Origin of the sequence: Vibrio mediterranei (assembly GCF_900088415.1) — a bacterium.
GTDB classification, from domain to species: Bacteria; Pseudomonadota; Gammaproteobacteria; order Enterobacterales; family Vibrionaceae; genus Vibrio; species Vibrio mediterranei.
In genome coordinates, this window is the sequence record NZ_FLLQ01000008.1 from 171567 (window position 1) to 189480 (window position 17914).

Annotated in this window: 17 protein-coding genes; 4 read left to right on the forward strand and 13 right to left on the reverse strand. The window is 44.8% G+C overall.

Annotated features, from left to right (window positions below; all coding sequences use genetic code 11):
• Positions 1–6 precede the first annotated feature (6 nt).
• The 7 genes from sspA to zapE all read right to left on the reverse strand — a co-directional run bounded on the left by sspA (position 7) and on the right by zapE (position 5927).
• Positions 7–642 carry a stringent starvation protein SspA gene (sspA, locus tag VME0621_RS20625; protein WP_006075657.1) on the reverse strand — a complete coding sequence of 212 codons (636 nt, stop codon included), beginning with the start codon at positions 640–642 and terminating at the stop codon, positions 7–9.
• 88 nt (positions 643–730) lie between these two features.
• Positions 731–1468, reverse strand: coding sequence for a cytochrome c1 (locus VME0621_RS20630; protein WP_006075656.1), 738 nt, complete (start codon positions 1466–1468; stop codon positions 731–733).
• Positions 1465–2730 carry a cytochrome b gene (locus tag VME0621_RS20635; RefSeq protein ID WP_006075655.1) on the reverse strand — a complete coding sequence of 422 codons (1266 nt, stop codon included), beginning with the start codon at positions 2728–2730 and terminating at the stop codon, positions 1465–1467. Before VME0621_RS20635 ends, VME0621_RS20630 begins: the two co-directional genes overlap by 4 nt.
• A complete protein-coding gene (gene petA / locus VME0621_RS20640) occupies positions 2730–3320 on the reverse strand; it encodes a ubiquinol-cytochrome c reductase iron-sulfur subunit (protein ID WP_038224352.1) in 591 nt (196 codons plus the stop codon). The genes VME0621_RS20635 and petA overlap by 1 nt, the downstream gene beginning before the upstream one ends.
• 464 nt (positions 3321–3784) lie before the next feature.
• A complete protein-coding gene (rpsI, locus tag VME0621_RS20645; protein WP_006075740.1) occupies positions 3785–4177 on the reverse strand; it encodes a 30S ribosomal protein S9 in 393 nt (130 codons plus the stop codon).
• A 15-nt stretch (positions 4178–4192) separates the two neighbouring features.
• Positions 4193–4621, reverse strand: a complete 429-nt coding sequence (rplM, locus tag VME0621_RS20650; protein WP_006075739.1) for a 50S ribosomal protein L13 — start codon at positions 4619–4621, stop codon at positions 4193–4195.
• A gap of 202 nt (positions 4622–4823) precedes the next feature.
• Positions 4824–5927 carry a cell division protein ZapE gene (gene zapE / locus VME0621_RS20655; protein ID WP_062459950.1) on the reverse strand — a complete coding sequence of 368 codons (1104 nt, stop codon included), beginning with the start codon at positions 5925–5927 and terminating at the stop codon, positions 4824–4826.
• Between the two features lie 140 nt (positions 5928–6067).
• Between zapE and zapG the strand changes: the two genes are divergently transcribed.
• The 3 genes from zapG to degS all read left to right on the forward strand — a co-directional run bounded on the left by zapG (position 6068) and on the right by degS (position 9314).
• Positions 6068–6526, forward strand: coding sequence for a Z-ring associated protein ZapG (gene zapG / locus VME0621_RS20660; RefSeq protein ID WP_038224349.1), 459 nt, complete (start codon positions 6068–6070; stop codon positions 6524–6526).
• Between the two features lie 114 nt (positions 6527–6640).
• The gene (locus VME0621_RS20665; RefSeq protein ID WP_006074467.1) at positions 6641–8008 is read left to right on the forward strand and encodes a Do family serine endopeptidase; all 1368 of its coding nucleotides are present in this window, start codon (positions 6641–6643) and stop codon (positions 8006–8008) included.
• A gap of 241 nt (positions 8009–8249) precedes the next feature.
• Positions 8250–9314: an outer membrane-stress sensor serine endopeptidase DegS gene (gene degS / locus VME0621_RS20670; protein WP_038224347.1), complete on the forward strand. Its 1065-nt coding sequence runs from the start codon at positions 8250–8252 to the stop codon at positions 9312–9314.
• Positions 9315–9414: 100 nt separating this feature from the next.
• Here the strand turns inward: degS and parC are convergent, their stop codons facing one another.
• The 6 genes from parC to nudF form a co-directional block, all read right to left on the reverse strand.
• Positions 9415–11691, reverse strand: coding sequence for a DNA topoisomerase IV subunit A (gene parC, locus VME0621_RS20675; protein ID WP_062459952.1), 2277 nt, complete (start codon positions 11689–11691; stop codon positions 9415–9417).
• 2 nt (positions 11692–11693) lie between these two features.
• Positions 11694–13574, reverse strand: a complete 1881-nt coding sequence (gene parE, locus VME0621_RS20680) for a DNA topoisomerase IV subunit B (RefSeq protein ID WP_038224343.1) — start codon at positions 13572–13574, stop codon at positions 11694–11696.
• Positions 13575–13811: 237 nt separating this feature from the next.
• Positions 13812–14399: an esterase YqiA gene (yqiA, locus tag VME0621_RS20685; protein WP_062459954.1), complete on the reverse strand. Its 588-nt coding sequence runs from the start codon at positions 14397–14399 to the stop codon at positions 13812–13814.
• A complete protein-coding gene (cpdA, locus tag VME0621_RS20690) occupies positions 14399–15223 on the reverse strand; it encodes a 3',5'-cyclic-AMP phosphodiesterase (protein ID WP_038224340.1) in 825 nt (274 codons plus the stop codon). The genes yqiA and cpdA overlap by 1 nt, the downstream gene beginning before the upstream one ends.
• A 28-nt stretch (positions 15224–15251) precedes the next feature.
• The gene (locus VME0621_RS20695; protein WP_006074454.1) at positions 15252–15698 is read right to left on the reverse strand and encodes a DUF1249 family protein; all 447 of its coding nucleotides are present in this window, start codon (positions 15696–15698) and stop codon (positions 15252–15254) included.
• A 9-nt stretch (positions 15699–15707) separates the two neighbouring features.
• Positions 15708–16331: an ADP-ribose diphosphatase gene (nudF, locus tag VME0621_RS20700; protein WP_062459956.1), complete on the reverse strand. Its 624-nt coding sequence runs from the start codon at positions 16329–16331 to the stop codon at positions 15708–15710.
• 236 nt (positions 16332–16567) lie between these two features.
• Between nudF and tolC the strand changes: the two genes are divergently transcribed.
• Positions 16568–17881 carry an outer membrane channel protein TolC gene (tolC, locus tag VME0621_RS20705; RefSeq protein ID WP_038224336.1) on the forward strand — a complete coding sequence of 438 codons (1314 nt, stop codon included), beginning with the start codon at positions 16568–16570 and terminating at the stop codon, positions 17879–17881.
• Positions 17882–17914: the final 33 nt, after the last annotated feature.

The following is a 17914-nucleotide window of genomic DNA, read 5'->3' on the forward strand; positions in this document are numbered from 1 at the left end:
GGTCACTTAGCGAACCAAACGCATCTCACGTTCAGCTTCAGTCAGTGAAGCAAGGAATGAATCACGTTCAAATACACGATTCATGTAAACTTTGATCTCTTTAGATCCAGGACCAATTAGCTCGATACCCATTTCAGGTAAGCGCCATAGTAGTGGTGCTAGGTAGCAATCGATCAAGCTGAATTCTTCACTCATGAAGTATTCGTACTCAGCAAAAATCGGTGCAAGTGTCAGAAGATCATTGCGTAGTTTATTGCGAGCCGCCTCAGATTCTTCTGCAGAACCTTTCATAACTTTCTCCGCAAGCGTGTACCAGTTACGCTCAATACGGTAGATCATTAGTCGGCTATTACCACGTGCAACTGGGTAAACAGGCATAAGTGGCGGATGAGGGAAACGCTCATCAAGATATTCCATAATGATCTTTGAATCGTAAAGGGCTAGCTCACGATCAACCAAAGTAGGAACGGTCTTATATGGGTTTAGCTCAGCAAGCTCAGCAGGGATGTTCATTTCATCCACTAACTCAACTTCAACACTGACACCTTTTTCAGCTAGAACGATTCGAACCTGGTGGCTATATAAATCGGTAGCACTTGAGAAAAGAGTCATCACAGAACGTTTATTGGCAGCTACAGCCATGGAGCCCTCCGGGATACTTACAAAAAAACAATGGAGGCGACGCCTCCATTGTGAACAAATTTGGAATTAGCGCGAGATTATAGCACAATTAGTGAACATCACGCCAATACTCTTTCTTGAGCAACACTACAACAATGGTGAAGATGACTAGGAAACCCATCACCCACCAACCAAGCGCATGACGCTCAAGTTTCACTGGGTCACCAGAGTATTCTAGGAAGTTCACCAAGTCGCGAACGGCATCATCATACTCACTCGAACTCAGTTCACCACGGCCATCAGTTTCTGTACCAACAACCACTTGGACTTCTTGACCATCAACAACTTGCGTCTCATAGATTGGAGTTGGAATGCCTTGAAGCTCTTCAAGAACGTGTGGCATACCTACGTTCGGGAACGTCACGTTGTTCACGCCAAATGGACGGCTTGGGTCCACATAGAATGAACGCAGATAGGTATATAGCCAATCAACACCACGAACACGTGCAACAAGTGTTAGATCAGGTGGCGCAGCACCAAACCAAGCCGCTGCTTGCTTCTGTGGCATTGCATTCACCATCAAATCACCAATCTTCGCTTCTGGGTCGAAAACAAGGTTTTCTTTTGCGAGATCTACTGGGATACCTAAGTCATTCGCGACACGCTCATAACGTTGATATTGCGTCGAGTGACATGCAAAGCAGTAGTTCATAAACAGCTTAGCGCCATTTTGAAGTGATGCTTGGTCACTAAGATCGTTGTTTGCTTTATCTAGATGTACATTACCACCAGCAGCTAGCGCTAGAGATGGTAGCAATGCGAAAAGTACTACAATCCACTTTTTCATTTGAAAGTCACCCTCTCTGGTAATGGCTTAGTTTTTTCATTCTTACTGTAGAAATACAACAGAACGAAGAACATGAAGTAACCTAAACTGAAGATCTGAGCCAGCAGCGTATACGTTGGTGTTGCAGGTAGCGCACCAAGAATACCCAAAGCAATGAAGCTGATGGTGAACTGGATGATGTTCAGTAGATGAATCTTACTTCTGTAGCGATAAGAGCGTACTTTACAACGGTCGAACCATGGCAATAGGAATAGGAATACAATCGATAGCCCCATTGCAACAACACCTAGTAACTTGTCCGGTACAGCACGAAGAATCGCGTAGAACGGAGTGAAGTACCATACAGGAGCAATATGCTCAGGCGTTTTCAGAGGGTTTGCCGCTTCAAAGTTAGGTGGCTCAAGGAAATAGCCGCCCATTTCTGGATTGAAGAACAATACATAACAGAACAAGAAGAAGAAGCCTGCGATACCCACCATATCCTTAACGGTTCCATAAGGATGGAATGGAATGGAATCGATGATGTCATATTTCTTGCTGTAGTAATCATGGAACTTAAACTGCGTCTTATAATCGTCGCCCATTGTGCCTTTCGGTAGCTTAGTCTCAATGCCATCAGGGTTGTTCGAACCGACTTCGTGAAGTGCCAAAACGTGTAGAACGATAAGAAGAAGTAGCACGATAGGCAGAGCAATAACATGCAGAGCAAAGAAGCGGTTGAGCGTCGCTCCAGAGATGATGTAATCACCACGAATCCAAAGAGTAAGGTCGTCGCCAATAACAGGAATCGCACCAAATAGTGAGATAATTACCTGAGCACCCCAGTATGACATTTGTCCCCATGGCAATAGATAACCCATGAAAGCTTCTGCCATCAATACTAGGAAGATGAGCATGCCGAATACCCACAGTAGCTCACGAGGCTTTTGGTATGAACCATAAATCAAGCCACGGAACATGTGAAGATAGACGACAACAAAGAATGCTGAAGCACCCGTAGAGTGCATATAACGCAGTAGCCAACCGTATTCCACATCACGCATGATGTATTCAACAGATGCAAATGCACCTTCGCCAGAAGGTACGTAGTTCATGGTTAGCCAAATGCCTGTAAGGATTTGGTTAACCAGAACAAGCATGGCTAGAGAGCCAAATAGATACCAAAAGTTGAAGTTCTTTGGCATCGGGTATTCAGATAAATGCTTTTTATAAGCATTCATTGCAGGTATACGTTTTTCTACCCAATCAAGTAACGCTTGCATTATGCATCCCCCTCATCAACACCAATGAGTATTTTCGTGTCACTCAAATACATATGTTTAGGGACCACTAGGTTAAGTGGCGCAGGAACACTCTGGAATACACGTCCCGCCATGTCGAACTTAGAACCGTGGCATGGACAGAAGAATCCAGAACGTACACCTTGAACTTGTTCACTAAAAGTGTCTGGTAGATAAGTAGGTGAACATCCTAGGTGGGTACAGAAACCGACGGCAACAAAATACTCAGGTTTAATTGAGCGGAATTCATTTTGTGCATATTCAGGTTGCTGTTCTTCAACAGATTTAGGATCTCGTAACTGACCATCGATAGTAGTCAGGTTGTCCAAAACTGATTGAGCTCGACGTACGATCCAAACGGGCTTACCCTGCCATTCGACACGGACCATTTGGCCTTCTTCGAGCTTACTGACTTCCACCTCTACAGGGGCACCAGCAGCTTTAGCTTTGGCACTTGGGTTCCAAGATTTAATAAAAGGAACGGCGACTGCAGCTGCCCCCAGACCACCAACAACCGCAGTTGTAGCAGTTAGGAAACGCCTGCGACCGTTATTTAAAGGCGCATTGCTCATCCAACATTTCTCCCATTTGCTCCTTTGGGTCAATACCGAGCGAATCCAAGTTGCTCTTTCATGTTAAATAACCTTACGGGGAACCATTCCTTGGGTTATTTTCCTTGAATTGAACGAGCCAAATCTAGTTTATTATTTTGGCTACTTGAGTCAGCTCAGACATCGATTCCGACCAGCAGAGCATGGCTAACAAAGTACAAATTTTTGTTGTATTTATTTGATAGCAAATGATAAAGAAAACCCTACTTTTTGACAAGATAAAGCTACCTTTTCGTAACATCTATAGCAGGAAATCGCTTGCTAGTTCACAAAAGGGAGGAAAAGGACAGTCTGTTATGAGGAGTTGAGCAATTTTCAGAGGTTAGATAAACGCAATAAACAAAAAAGCCCAGCCATAAGGCTGAGCTTTTTGATCCACAATCCAGTCGAAACTGGAAAGCATAATCTTCTCGATAAGGAGAAAATTAACGCTTAGAGAACTGTGGACGACGACGTGCTTTACGTAGACCAACTTTCTTACGCTCAACGCAACGAGCGTCGCGAGTAACGTAGCCAGCTGCACGTAGAGCAGGACGTAGAGTCTCATCGTATTCCATTAGCGCGCGAGTGATACCGTGACGGATAGCACCTGCTTGACCAGAAATACCGCCACCTTTAACAGTAACGAATAGGTCTAGCTTCTCAGTTAGTTCAGTTAGCTCAAGAGGCTGACGAACTACCATGCAAGAAGTTTCGCGACCGAAGTAAGTTTCTAGATCACGCTTGTTAACTACGATGTTGCCAGTGCCTGGTTTGATGAAAACACGAGCAGCTGAGCTTTTGCGACGGCCAGTGCCGTAGTATTGATTCTCTGCCATTTTCGAAATCCCCGATTAGATGTCTAGTACTTGTGGTTGTTGAGCAACATGGTTGTGCTCAGCGCCAGCGTAAACTTTAAGCTTACGGTACATAGCACGGCCTAGAGGACCACGTGGTAGCATACCTTTAACCGCTAGCTCAAGAGCCATTTCAGGCTTACGATCAATCAGCTTTTCGAAAGTGATTGATTTTAGGCCACCTGGGAACTCAGAGTGACGGTAGTAAACTTTGTTTTTAGCCTTGTTACCAGTTACAGTAACTTTCTCCGCGTTTACAACGATGATGTAATCACCAGTGTCAACGTGTGGAGTGTATTCAGCTTTATGTTTGCCACGTAGGCGAGATGCAATTTCACTTGCTAGACGGCCAAGAGTTTTACCTTCAGCGTCTACAACGTACCAGTCGCGTTTTACAGTTTCTGGTTTAGCAACGAAAGTTTTCATGCTAATAATAACCCGTTAATTAAATTTACACTTAAGGAGCTTTCGCTCCCACTGTCTAAGAGCCCATACATCACCCCTTCGAGTGTTGAAACTCTCGGCTATTTGTTTCAAAGAAACTAGCCTGCAGTAACGGTGGGTCGCAGGATTATAGAGAAGCTCGAAGAAAAAATCATCTATTTTTTGGACAAAATTGGCAAAAACCTCAAGCTAAGTGCTCTGATGCCAAATAGTCATGGCTTTGCATTTCCGTTAATCGCGAAATACAGCGCTTAAATTCAAACTCCAGCTGACCTTTAGTATAGATATTCTCAAGGGCTACCTCAGCAGAAATGATAAGTTTTACCCTTCGCTCGTAAAATTCATCAACTAAGGCAATAAAGCGCCTCGCCGCATCATCTAACTTGGCATCCATCTGCTTAACATCAGCCAGCAATACAGTGTGATAAATTCTCGATATCTCGATGTAATCATTTTGGCTGCGCATGGTTTGACAAAGCTGTGCAAAACTGGCGTAGAGTACATCATCGGCAGAGGCAATCACTTCGATGTCTCGATGATTAATCTCTATTGATTGCTCTTGAACTCGATCCTCTGTTACTAACTGACCAAAATAACGCTTTAGATTAGCATGCGCAGCGGCATCTAACGGGTAATGATAGATCTCTGCCTGTTCTAATGTTCTCAAACGGTAATCAATACCACTATCGACGTTCAGTACATTACAGTTTTTCTGAATCATAGTAATAGCAGGAAGGAACCTTGCTCGCTGCAAACCGTTTCGATATAGGTTTTCTGGCGGAATATTCGACGTCGCTACCAGTACAACACCACGCTTAAATAGAGCTTGCAACAAAGTGGCTAGAATCATGGCATCCGTAATATCAGAAACATAAAACTCATCAAAGCAGATGATTTTCGCTTCAGAAGCAAACGTATCTGCGACCTGTTCTAGAGGGTCTTGCACATCACCTAAGCGCTTTAGCTCATCATGAACTCGATACATAAAACGGTGGAAATGAACTCGCATCTTTTGAGACGTCGGCAGACTGTCGAAAAATGCGTCCATTAAGTAGGTTTTCCCTCGACCTACCCCACCCCAAAAGTATAACCCTTGTGGCGGAGTAGCTTGCTCGGAGGATTTTCCTAGCAGCTTCTGCATCATACTTAACGCAGGGGCTTCGAAGTTCAAATAATCGACGTACTCATGATGCAAACGGTCTAAGGCTTCAACGGCAGCCCTCTGCGCGGGGTCGCTTTGGAAACCATTTGTTTCAATATCATTATTGTATTTTTCTATGGGCGTCATGGATAACTCGCAACACTGATCCAACTATTATTATTAGCGTATTTTGCTTTATTGGCTTGAATTCTCATAGTAACATGGCTAAACGACGTGTGTAACCGCTTGGTAACGCACATGTTAATAAACATTATAAAGGAGCTGTTATGCCTTGGATATATGCCATTGTCGGCTTGCTAGTTGGTGCTATTCTAGGAATTGTGATTTCTCGACTGACTACTCCACAATACAAGAAACAAAAGACCATCCAAAAAGACCTTGAGTCCGCGAAGTTTGCACTGGAGCAACAGCGTCAAGAATTGTCTGATCATTTCGCACAAACCGCTGAAATGCTTGATACATTGGGGAAAGACTACACTAAGCTTTATCAACACATGGCGAAGACCTCTTCGGAGCTGCTGCCAAACCTACCCGAGCAAGATAACCCGTTTGTCAAAAAGATTGCTGAACACAATGTAGAAACGATAAACGATGTTAACACTACAGAAGAACCGCCAAAGGATTACGTTAATGGCGCGACAGGACTTCTTAGAGAAGAGAAGAAGGAAGTGATTGAAGCTCCAGAAGCTGTCTCACAAGAGCCCGTCACCGCTAAAGCTTCGTAACATCCTCATCTATTGGCCAGCAATTACACAAATTGCTGGCTAATTCACCACCCAAGTGAACTTTATAGAATTCGTTGAGTCATAACCCTTACTGATCCATAGAGGAGTTTTATGATGAAAAAACCATTGCTTGCATTAACTGTTCTATCGTTAAGCTTGAGTTCAATCATCGCCCCACTACCTGCAACCGCTGCTTTACCTTTATCTGTCGATGGCGAACAGCTTCCAAGCCTTGCTCCTATGCTAGAGCAAGTTACGCCCGCAGTTGTTAGTATTGCTGTTGAAGGTACTCAGGTTTCCCGTCAAAGTTTGCCTGAGCAATTCCGTTTTTTCTTCGGCCCTGACTTCCCAACCGAGCAATTACAAGAAAGGCCTTTTAGAGGGTTAGGATCTGGTGTTGTCGTAGATGCGGACAAAGGCTATATCGTTACTAACTATCACGTCATCAATGGCGCAGAAGATATCCGCGTTAAACTTCATGACGGTAAAGAGTACGATGCTGAACTTGTCGGTGGTGATGAAATGTCAGATGTAGCGTTACTAAAAGTTGATGGCGCTAAAAACCTCACAGAAATCAAAATTGCCGACTCAGATCAGCTGCGCGTCGGTGACTTTACGGTAGCAATCGGTAACCCGTTTGGGTTGGGCCAAACTGTTACCTCTGGTATCGTCTCTGCATTGGGTCGTAGTGGACTAAATCTAGAAAATTTTGAGAACTTCATTCAAACCGATGCTGCAATTAACAGTGGTAACTCAGGTGGCGCATTAGTGAACCTGAAAGGTGAACTCATCGGTATCAATACCGCGATTCTTGGCCCTAACGGCGGTAACGTCGGGATAGGCTTCGCAATCCCTTCAAATATGATGAAGAACTTAACCGAACAAATCATCGAGTTTGGCGAAGTGAAACGCGGTATGCTGGGTGTTCAAGGTGGAGAAGTCACTTCGGAACTTGCGGAAGCCCTAGGTTACGATTCCAGTAAAGGTGCTTTCGTAAGCCAAGTTGTCCCTGACAGCGCAGCTGACAAAGCTGGACTTGAAGCGGGTGACATCATTGTGTCTGTTAACGGTAAGAAGATCTCGACCTTCAGCGAGCTCAGAGCCAAAGTGGCAACGCTTGGTGCCGGTAAAACGGTTAAGCTCGGTATTATACGTGATGGCAAAGAAAAATCCTTTAACGTCACCCTCACTGAAGCTGCTAAAACCATTACCAAGGCCGATAAGCTTCATGAAGGGCTAACAGGCGCAGAATTCGCAAACACTGATAAGAGCGACCCTGTTGAAGGGGTCAAAGTGAAATCGGTAGCGGAAGGGTCTCCAGCTGCTCAATATCAACTTGAGCAAGGCGATATCATTATCGGAGTGAACCGTACTCGAGTGAAGAATGTTGGCGAACTACGTAAGATACTTGAGAAGAAACCTGGCGTTTTAGCTCTCAATATCCAGCGTGATGACCGAAGCATTTACTTGGTTGTACGCTAGAAGCTCACAAAATTGTAAATTCTAAGTGAAAGAGCAGCTCTGATTAGGGCTGCTCTTTTATTATTTAAGTTTTAAATGATATCCTCTGGCTTTATAGCTGTCGTTTCATGTACACGAGTTTTTTAGTTAATATCATGAAATTAACTCGTTTGAGTCGCCTCTCAATACTATGCTTGCAAAGTAGAAGTCATTGAAAGAACACGTTAACGACATCGGTTTTTGCGTTTGAATAGAGGAAATGATGCTGAATTTTCTAATCCGATCGGTATCTATGGGTCTAATAACCGCACTATTAGTGCTATTGGCAGTCCCTTCTCTAAGACAGAACATCATACCTCAAAACTTGACTGCTCAACCTGCAGACAATAGCAGCCTACAGATTTCATTTAACCAAGCTGTGCGTAAAGCAGCACCTGCGGTTGTGAATATCTACAGTCGTCAGTATAAAGAAAATGACCGCACTACTTTATCCACACAAGGATTGGGTTCTGGCGTTATTGTTAGCGACAAAGGCTACATCATTACCAACTATCATGTGGTCGCGAATGCCGACCAAATCATAGTCGCGCTGCAAGATGGCCGAGTGGCAGCAGCACAACTGGTTGGTAAAGATCAACGCACGGATATTGCGGTTCTGCGCATTGAAGGTGGTAACCTACCCGTAATCCCACTCAACCCCAATTATTCCCCTAAAGTTGGCGATGTTGTCTTAGCGATTGGTAACCCTTATAACCTGGGACAAACCACTACTTTTGGTATTATTTCGGCAACAGGACGCTCTTCTATTAGTGCCGGTGGAATTCAAGCGTTCATCCAGACAGATGCAGCGATAAACCAAGGTAATTCAGGTGGCGCTCTAGTCAACACACTTGGTGAGCTAGTTGGCATTAATACGGCTTCTTTCCAACAAGCAACCGACCTTGAAACCTATGGTATTTCTTTTGCAATTCCTTACCAGTTAGCCAGCAAAATCATGGAAAAGATTATTGCCGATGGTCGAGTGATCCGTGGCTATATTGGTATCGATGGGCAGGACATTAACTCGGTAACCGCTCGGTTACTAGGAAATGAACATATTGGCGGTATTATTGTTCTTGGCTTAGACCCCGAAGGCCCAGCGGCAAAAGCAGGAATCAAAGTTCAAGACATCGTCCTCATGATAGATGGCAACAAACTCAATGGACGTCAGGGAGTGCTAGATTTAGTAACAGATCTAAGACCTGGCACCACCGTTGACGTTAAGCTACTTCGTGATGGCAAAGAGCTTACCGTACCTGTTACAGTAGGCGAAGATACTCGCGAGTAAAAGGGATTCGTTTAACGACCAGACTATGGATTAATCCTTTGAACTCAAAAAAAATCTCCGAGCTAGCTCGGAGATTTTTTATTTGGTCGTAAAGTTCGAGTTATTCTTGAACTTCTTCTGAGGCACTTTCACCTGAGTCGACTTCAATGCGTGTGACACGCTGCAATCCACGAGGCAGCAAACCGCCTCTTCTACCGCGCTCACCACGGAAATTATCTAGATCAGCAGGCTTCAAACCAAGCTTGCGTTTACCTGCATAGAGCGTGATAGTCGCGCCTTGTGGCAATGCCATAAGGTGCGAAACAAACTCTTCTCGGGCTTTCGCTTTGGCGGACGGAATGTTGATAATCTTGTTCCCTTTGCCCTTACCAAGTTGAGGCAAGTCTTTAATCGGGAACAGCAACATACGCCCTTGGTTAGTGATGGCAAGAATCTCGTCTGATTCTAGGTCACCGATCATCGACGGCGTTATCACTTCAGCTCCTTGTGGAAGCGTGACAAGTGCTTTGCCGCTACGGTTCTTAGAAAGCAAATCCGAGCCCTTACAAACAAAGCCATAGCCTGCATCAGATCCCACCAACCATAGCTGAGACTCTTCACCCATCACTACTTGGCGAATGCTCGTGCCAGCATTTATGTTCAAACGACCAGTAATTGGTTCGCCCTGACTTCTTGCTGATGGCAACGAATGTGACTCAAGCGAATAACTTCGGCCATCACTGCCCAAGAATACCGCAGGCTGGTTGCTCTTACCTCGCGCGCTAGCCAGATACTTATCACCAGCTTTGTAGTTCAAGCTGCTAGCATCCACGTCATGCCCTTTAGCATGACGAATCCAGCCTTTTTCAGACAGTACAACCGTTATTGGTTCACTCGGAACAAGGTCACGCTCGGTCATCGCTTTTGCTTCTGCACGCTCAACAATTGGTGAGCGGCGGTCATCGCCGTATTTCTCTGCATCCGCTTGAATCTCTTTCTTGAGCAGAGTATTCATGCGACGCTCAGAGCCTAGAAGTTTTTCTAGCTTCTCACGCTCTTTTTCTAATTCTTCTTGCTCGCCACGGATTTTCATTTCCTCAAGCTTAGCAAGATGACGAAGTTTGGTATCTAAAATAGCATCAGCTTGAATATCTGTGATTCCAAAACGTTCCATAAGCACAGCTTTAGGCTCGTCTTCGGTACGAATGATTTCAATCACTTCATCCAAGTTTAGATACGCGACCAACAAACCTTCTAAAATGTGCAAACGAGCTAGGATTTTATCTAGACGATATTGAAGGCGTTTACGCACTGTCTCGCGACGGAATTGAATCCATTCAGATAGGATTTGAACCAAACCTTTCACTTGTGGACGATTGTCCAGACCAATCATATTGAGGTTAACTCGGAAGTTCTTCTCAAGATCGGTCGATGCAAACAAGTGGTTCATTAGCTGATCACAATCGATGCGGTTTGAACGTGGCACCACGACAATACGGGTCGGATTTTCATGGTCTGACTCATCGCGTAGATCATCGACCATAGGTAGCTTCTTAGCACGCATCTGGTTGGCAATTTGCTCTAGCAGTTTTGCGCCCGAAACTTGGTGTGGCAAGGCAGTGATAACAATATCAGAGCCCTCTTTATGCCATACAGCGCGCATCTTCACGCTGCCGCGACCGGTACGATAAATTTTCTCTAAGTCAGCACTTGGCGAGATAATTTCCGCTTCCGTTGGATAGTCTGGACCTTTAACAAAGTCCATCACTTGCGGCAAATCGGCTTTAGGATTGTCGATAAGATGAATGGTCGCATCCGCAATTTCACGCACATTGTGTGGCGGAATATCGGTTGCCATACCAACGGCAATACCGGTAATACCATTGAGCAATATATGCGGTAAACGAGCTGGCAGAATCTTTGGCTCCTTCATGGTGCCATCGAAGTTTGGTTGCCATTCAACCGTGCCTTGACCAATTTCACCTAGCAGGACTTCCGCAAACTTAGACAGTTTTGCTTCGGTATAACGCATTGCAGCGAATGACTTAGGATCGTCTGGCGCACCCCAGTTTCCCTGACCATCAACTAAAGGGTAACGGTAGGAAAACGGCTGAGCCATCAATACCATAGCTTCATAACAAGCCGAGTCGCCGTGCGGGTGATATTTACCTAGAACGTCACCAACGGTACGAGCAGATTTTTTGTACTTGGCTGCGGCTGACAAACCAAGTTCTGACATCGCATAAATGATACGACGTTGAACTGGTTTTAGGCCGTCGCCAATATAAGGCAATGCACGATCCATAATGACGTACATTGAATAATTCAAATAGGCGTCTTCGGTGAACTTTCGCAGAGGCAGTTGTTCTACGCCATCAAAAGACATTTCAGTGGACATTGTTATACCTCAGCCATATCACCGTTGTTTTGCAGCCAACTACGGCGATCATCTGCTCGTTTCTTACCTAGCAGCATATCCATCATTTCGTCGGTCGCTTCATCGTCATCAATAGTCAACTGAACCAGACGACGAGTGTTTGGATCCATCGTAGTTTCGCGAAGTTGAAGCGGGTTCATTTCACCCAGACCTTTGAATCGCTGTACATTAATTTTCGCTTTCTTCTTGCTTAAGCGCTCAAGAATGCCATCTTTTTCATCATCGTCTAGGGCATAGAATACTTCTTTGCCACAATCGATACGATACAAAGGAGGCATAGCGACATAGACATGGCCAGCAGCAACGAGAGAACGGAAATGCTTGGTGAACAGAGCACACAACAGTGTCGCAATGTGAAGTCCATCCGAGTCCGCATCGGCAAGGATACATACTTTACCGTAACGCAACCCGTCAAGATTTTCGGTGTCAGGGTCAATGCCCAGAGCTACCGAGATATCGTGTACTTCTTGCGATGCTAGCACTTGGTCCGCAGACACTTCCCAAGTATTGAGAATCTTACCACGCAATGGCATCACCGCTTGGAACTCACGGTCACGTGCTTGCTTAGCACTACCCCCCGCAGAATCCCCTTCCACAAAGAAGATTTCTGTACGATTTAGATCTTGTTGCGAACAGTCTGTAAGCTTACCCGGAAGCGCTGGGCCTGAAGCCACCTTTTTACGCACGACCTTTTTGCTCGCTCGCATACGGCGGTGCGCATTGGCAATGCAGACTTCCGCTAACTGTTCTGCTAGCTGAGGCTTTTCATTTAGCCATAAGCTGAACGCATCTTTAACGACACCAGATACAAATGCTGCACATTGACGTGAAGAGAGACGCTCTTTAGTCTGCCCAGCGAATTGCGGGTCTTGCATCTTGATAGAGAGAACGTATGAACAACGCTCAAACACGTCATCACCCGTTAGCTTCACACCGCGAGGCAATAAATTACGGAACTCACAGAATTCGCGCATTGCGTCAAGCAAACCTTGGCGAAGACCATTAACATGCGTACCACCTTGAGCCGTTGGGATCAAGTTGACGTAGCTTTCGGTGATCATCTCACCGCCTTCTGGCTGCCAAATTACTGCCCACGTTGCCGCTTCAGTTTCTGCGGAAAACTCGCCAGTAAATGGTTGCTCAGGAAGAACCGCATAACCTTTTACGCCTTCTGCCAGATAGTCTTTTAAACCATCCTCATAAAACCACTTATAGTCCTTGTTATTCACCTTATCGGTAAAGGTGATTTCAAGACCTGGGCAAAGCACCGCTTTAGCGCGTAGGTTGTTGATAAGTCTTGTAACAGAGAAGTTAGCCGAATCAAAATAGCTGGCGTCTGGCCAGAAGTGGACACTGGTGCCTTTATTGCGACGACCACATGTGCCAGTCACGGTCAGCTCTTCAACTTTGTTGCCGTTTTCAAAAGCCATTTCATAGACTTGACCATCACGACGGACAGTAACTTCAACACGCTTGGACAGGGCATTTACAACTGAAATACCTACACCATGCAGACCACCAGAGAACTGGTAGTTTTTGTTTGAGAACTTACCACCCGCGTGCAGCTTACAAAAAATCAGCTCTACGCCTGAAATCTTCTCTTCTGGGTGGATATCAACTGGCATGCCTCGACCATCATCGATGACTTCCAAAGATTGGTCTGCGTGCAGAATTACTTGTACCTTAGAGGCATGTCCGGCTAGCGCTTCATCGACACTGTTATCGATGACTTCTTGGCCCAAGTGGTTTGGGCGCACTGTATCCGTATACATCCCTGGTCGGCGACGTACTGGCTCAAGCCCATTGAGTACCTCAATGGCTCCAGCATTATATTGTTCTGTCATAATACGGAAATTTTACTCAAATAAAGATTGATACTTAGCAGCAAAAATAGAGATTGTGGCTTTATACCACGCCTGTTAGAAGACACTTTACTGTCAAAATATGACAAACTTCCAAGGCTTACGCGTAAGTACAGACACATCATACTCTGGCTCTGAGGAAGTGTTGTCAAGTTTCAAGCCAAAGTTGGGGATAAATTTATGACTGTCTCCTCAAGCAGAGACGAAAAAAGCACCACTTTAAAGCGCTAAGAACTCAATTATCCTTTCTGGATAGCGCTCAAAACCTATAAAGCTATGATCTCCATCGGCTTCCACCGTTTGCTTACTGTGCTGATACTTTGCCACGGCTTGACGATAATCTAAGACTTCATCACCTTCTTGTTGCAATAACCAAAAGTCATCAGGTTTTTTAAGCACTGGCACATCTAATCTCTTAAGCTCATCGATATGCTTATGCTCAAGGGTATAACGTTCGTGAGTATAAGGGTTCTCTTGTTCACCGAGAAAATCGAGCAACAACTCATAGGGCTTTACAGCAGGATTCACTAACACCGCTTTAAATCCATAATGAGCATTGAGCCAAGTCGACAAATAACCACCAAGAGAGCTACCAACTAACGCAATATGATAGTCACTGTGATAGCGCTCTATCAATTGCTTCAGTAATTCGGCGGCTTGCTGAGGAAAACAAGGCATTTGCGGCACTAACACTCTGATATCAGGACGATGCTTCTGGCAGTATTCCGACATTACCTGCGCTTTAGCCGATAGAGGCGAGCTGTTAAAACCATGAATATATAAAAGCAGCGGCTTCTTTTTCGTCATCAGTAGCCTTCCGCGTTAAAGTCAGGTCTAAACGAGCCGTTAGCTAGGCGTTTCACTTCGGTGTGCAAGCGACCATCCTCTCTTAGTTCCAGCTCACGCCAACCCGGAGAGCGGACGTCTAGCGCGAACTCGTTCGAGTTCGGTTTAAACTGCACACAAGTTGAAGGCGTTGCCAGCACACGCACTCCGCCACGCATTTCATCTAGTTCTTGATGAATATGGCCACAAAGTACGGCGCGAACATTGTCATGCTTTTCGACAACATTCCAAAACTCATCCGCATCTTTTAGCGAGTGTTGATCGAGCCAAGCACTATTTACTAACAATGGATGGTGATGCAGCAATACTAAGGTATGTCTGTCACAATGCGTAGAAAGCATACGGTCTAAAAACTCAAGTTGGCTATCACTCAGTCGACCATGAGGTACTCCCACGACCTGAGAGTCAAGCAGCACTACCTGCCACTTCTCTCCTAGAAGAACATGGGTAACATCTTGAATAAGCGGCGAGCTCACCACGCTATTCATACAAGGTTTGTAATCATGATTGCCTGGCAACCAGTAGCAAGGAAGAGCTAACGGCTCAATTCCCGCAACAAATTTCTCATATGAAGCTTCTGTGTGGTCTTGTGAAATATCACCAGTCGCAAGCAAGGCATCGAATTGCGTGCCTTGTGCAACGATTTCAGCCACAACAGCATTAAAACTTTCTTGGGTATTAACACTCAGTAGGCAGCCATCTTGCGGCGCAAATAGATGCGTGTCGGTCAATTGCAGCAACCTGACGCTACTTAACTGAGATTCATCACTGGGTGTTGTTTTCAAAATATAGAAACCTGAACATCAAATTCTTTCAGCTTCGATACATAATCGGAGCTCGACTAATTCCATTTTTTAAGCAAAAAGTTAGCCAATCACTTAGAAATTGATTGAACTGAAATTTTTCATCTTTTTGCAGCATTTTGGCGTTGGGATAATCATAACGCGCATTTACTCGCGAAGTTTGCTCACAGTTGCAAACTTCTGCGACCCTAGCATCGTGATAGAGTCGTACCGTCATTTTAGGCAATGGAAAAACAGGAAGCTCATCATCTTGGCAAATTTCGACCAATGTTGTGTACTTCGTCACTTCTAGAACTTCCAATTGATAGGTCAAATTTGCCGCTTGGTAGCAACGGACATCTCCAACCGTCGGTGTTGTTGGAATCAAGCGATTCAATTTAGCGTAATTCGTTTCATAGATCCGCATTAGCTCCGCAAGATCAACATGATACGTATTACTATCGACAACGCCTACCATAGAAAATTCCTACCAATTTGCCTGTAATTTGCGGTAATTAAGTTCTAACCATTGCAATGCAATGATCGAAGCTCCATTTTCAATTTCACCGCTTTCTACCATCTGATACGCCGCTTCACGAGACACAACGCAAACTCGTATATCCTCTCCCTCTGTCTCCAGACCATGGACTCCACTAGCGAGTGATGCGTCAACATGCCCGACAAATACAGAGATGCGTTCTGAACATCCACCAGAGGAAGGGTAGTAGCGAGTGATGGGGACTAAAGTCTTAACATCTACTCCAGCTTCTTCTACTGATTCACGACGGACTAGCTCTTCAATCGTTTCATCTTTGTCAACAATGCCTGCGACAATCTCAACCTGCCATGGGTTTTCATGCTCAAGGGCACCAACTCGGATTTGCTCAATTAGCACTACTTCGTCGCGAACAGGATCATAAGGCAGCATGGCAGCAGCCCCACCGCGAACTAACATTTCTCTGTCAATTACGGAACTCCAACCGCCTTCAAACAGTCTATGCTTGAAGCGATATAGAACCATTTCGAAGAACCCTTTGAACACCGTTTGTTTTGACATTATTTCTACATCGTCAGATGTAAACTTATCATGCTGTTGTAAAGAGTCTTTCATCACTGACCTCTGGCTGAAGTTAATCTTATAGTCTACTCAAGGAAAGGGGGTTCTACCAACGACAAGGTTCAACTTTTTACGCAATAATTCAAATAAAATTTGCTTTTGGTTAATTATTTGTCGCAATTTTAGGTGAGCTTGCGTAAAAAAGTGCAAAGTTTCGAGTGAATTACGGTCATTTTAAGTTAAACTGTGAATCATACCCTTATCAGTATTATCAGGCAGGATTAGGACAAATGAAAAAACTGCTTCCATTATTTATCACAGCTGCATTAGGAAGCGTAAGTGCAGCGGCATGGGCCGACTCCCTAACGGAAATCTACGATCAAGCTAAACAAAACGATCCTCAGCTACTAAGAGCTGCGGCACAACGTGATCGTGCATTTGAAGCCATTAACTCTGCTCGTGCGACTCTGTTGCCACAAATTAACTTAACAGCTGGTTATAACGCAGTAAGAAGCGATATCGATACTGCCGATAGTGACAAACTGAGTGCTGGTGTTGGGTTCTCACAAGAGCTATACAACCGTACTAGTTGGATCACGCTAGACAGTGCTGAGAAAACGGCTCGTCAAGCAGACTCACAATACGCTGCAGCGCAACAAGACCTAATCCTACGTACTGCACAAGCTTACTTCGAAGTACTACGTTCAAAAGATAACCTTGAATCGGTTCGTGCTAACAAGGCGGCGGTTGCTCGTCAGCTAGAGCAAACTAAACAACGTTTTGAAGTAGGTCTTTCAGCCATTACTGACGTTCACGATGCACAAGCACAATACGACCGAGTGTTGGCCGACGAAGTTGTTGCGGAAAACAACTTACTTAACCAATATGAAGCGCTTCGCGAAATTACAGGTCAAGAGCACAAGAACATCGATGTTCTTGATACCGACCGCTTCTCAGCAGCGCGTCCAGAGCAATCTGTGACTTTCTTCCTCGAAGAGGCCCAGAATAAGAACCTAGATTTGCTTTCTGCGCGTATCGGTCAAGACATTGCTAAAGACAACATCACATTGGCAAGTTCTGGTCACCTTCCAAAACTAACATTGGATGGTGGTTACAACTACGGCAACGAACGTAACAATAACAACGTAGCTAGCCAGTTTGATGGAAGTAACGCTTTCAATGCAGGTATTAACCTATCAGTACCTCTATACACTGGTGGCAACATTACCTCGCAAACCAAACAAGCAGAGTTCGCGTACGTTGAAGCAAGTGAACAGCTAGAGCAAACTTACCGCTCAGTTGTGAAGAATGTTCGTGCAAATAACAACAATATCAACTCTTCTATTGGTGCTATTCGCGCTTATGAGCAAACGGTAATTTCTGCAGAGTCTGCACTAGAAGCCACTAAAGCTGGTTTTGATGTTGGTACTCGTACTATCGTTGACGTGTTAGAAGCCACTCAGGCTCTTTATAACGCCGAGAGCAACCTTTCTGATTCACGCTACGACTACATCATTAGTATTCTGAACCTACGTCAATCGGTAGGTACATTAAGCGAGCAAGATATCGTTGATATCAATGCTGGTCTTAAGAAAGCGAAGTAATTGCTAACTGAAATAAAAAGGGACGCGGATGCG

What these genes read in the sequence shown, in the direction of transcription:
- sspA (WP_006075657.1), bottom strand. Translation starts at nt 642, where the DNA reads ATGGCTGTAGCTGCCAATAAACGTTCTGTGATGACTCTTTTCTCAAGT.
- parE (WP_038224343.1), bottom strand. Translation starts at nt 13,574, where the DNA reads ATGACAGAACAATATAATGCTGGAGCCATTGAGGTACTCAATGGGCTT.
- tolC (WP_038224336.1), top strand. Translation starts at nt 16,568, where the DNA reads ATGAAAAAACTGCTTCCATTATTTATCACAGCTGCATTAGGAAGCGTA.
- degS (WP_038224347.1), top strand. Translation starts at nt 8,250, where the DNA reads ATGCTGAATTTTCTAATCCGATCGGTATCTATGGGTCTAATAACCGCA.
- yqiA (WP_062459954.1), bottom strand. Translation starts at nt 14,399, where the DNA reads ATGACGAAAAAGAAGCCGCTGCTTTTATATATTCATGGTTTTAACAGC.
- nudF (WP_062459956.1), bottom strand. Translation starts at nt 16,331, where the DNA reads ATGAAAGACTCTTTACAACAGCATGATAAGTTTACATCTGACGATGTA.
- VME0621_RS20630 (WP_006075656.1), bottom strand. Translation starts at nt 1,468, where the DNA reads ATGAAAAAGTGGATTGTAGTACTTTTCGCATTGCTACCATCTCTAGCG.
- zapE (WP_062459950.1), bottom strand. Translation starts at nt 5,927, where the DNA reads ATGACGCCCATAGAAAAATACAATAATGATATTGAAACAAATGGTTTC.
- VME0621_RS20695 (WP_006074454.1), bottom strand. Translation starts at nt 15,698, where the DNA reads ATGGTAGGCGTTGTCGATAGTAATACGTATCATGTTGATCTTGCGGAG.
- VME0621_RS20665 (WP_006074467.1), top strand. Translation starts at nt 6,641, where the DNA reads ATGAAAAAACCATTGCTTGCATTAACTGTTCTATCGTTAAGCTTGAGT.
- petA (WP_038224352.1), bottom strand. Translation starts at nt 3,320, where the DNA reads ATGAGCAATGCGCCTTTAAATAACGGTCGCAGGCGTTTCCTAACTGCT.
- VME0621_RS20635 (WP_006075655.1), bottom strand. Translation starts at nt 2,730, where the DNA reads ATGCAAGCGTTACTTGATTGGGTAGAAAAACGTATACCTGCAATGAAT.
- rpsI (WP_006075740.1), bottom strand. Translation starts at nt 4,177, where the DNA reads ATGGCAGAGAATCAATACTACGGCACTGGCCGTCGCAAAAGCTCAGCT.
- rplM (WP_006075739.1), bottom strand. Translation starts at nt 4,621, where the DNA reads ATGAAAACTTTCGTTGCTAAACCAGAAACTGTAAAACGCGACTGGTAC.
- parC (WP_062459952.1), bottom strand. Translation starts at nt 11,691, where the DNA reads ATGTCCACTGAAATGTCTTTTGATGGCGTAGAACAACTGCCTCTGCGA.
- zapG (WP_038224349.1), top strand. Translation starts at nt 6,068, where the DNA reads ATGCCTTGGATATATGCCATTGTCGGCTTGCTAGTTGGTGCTATTCTA.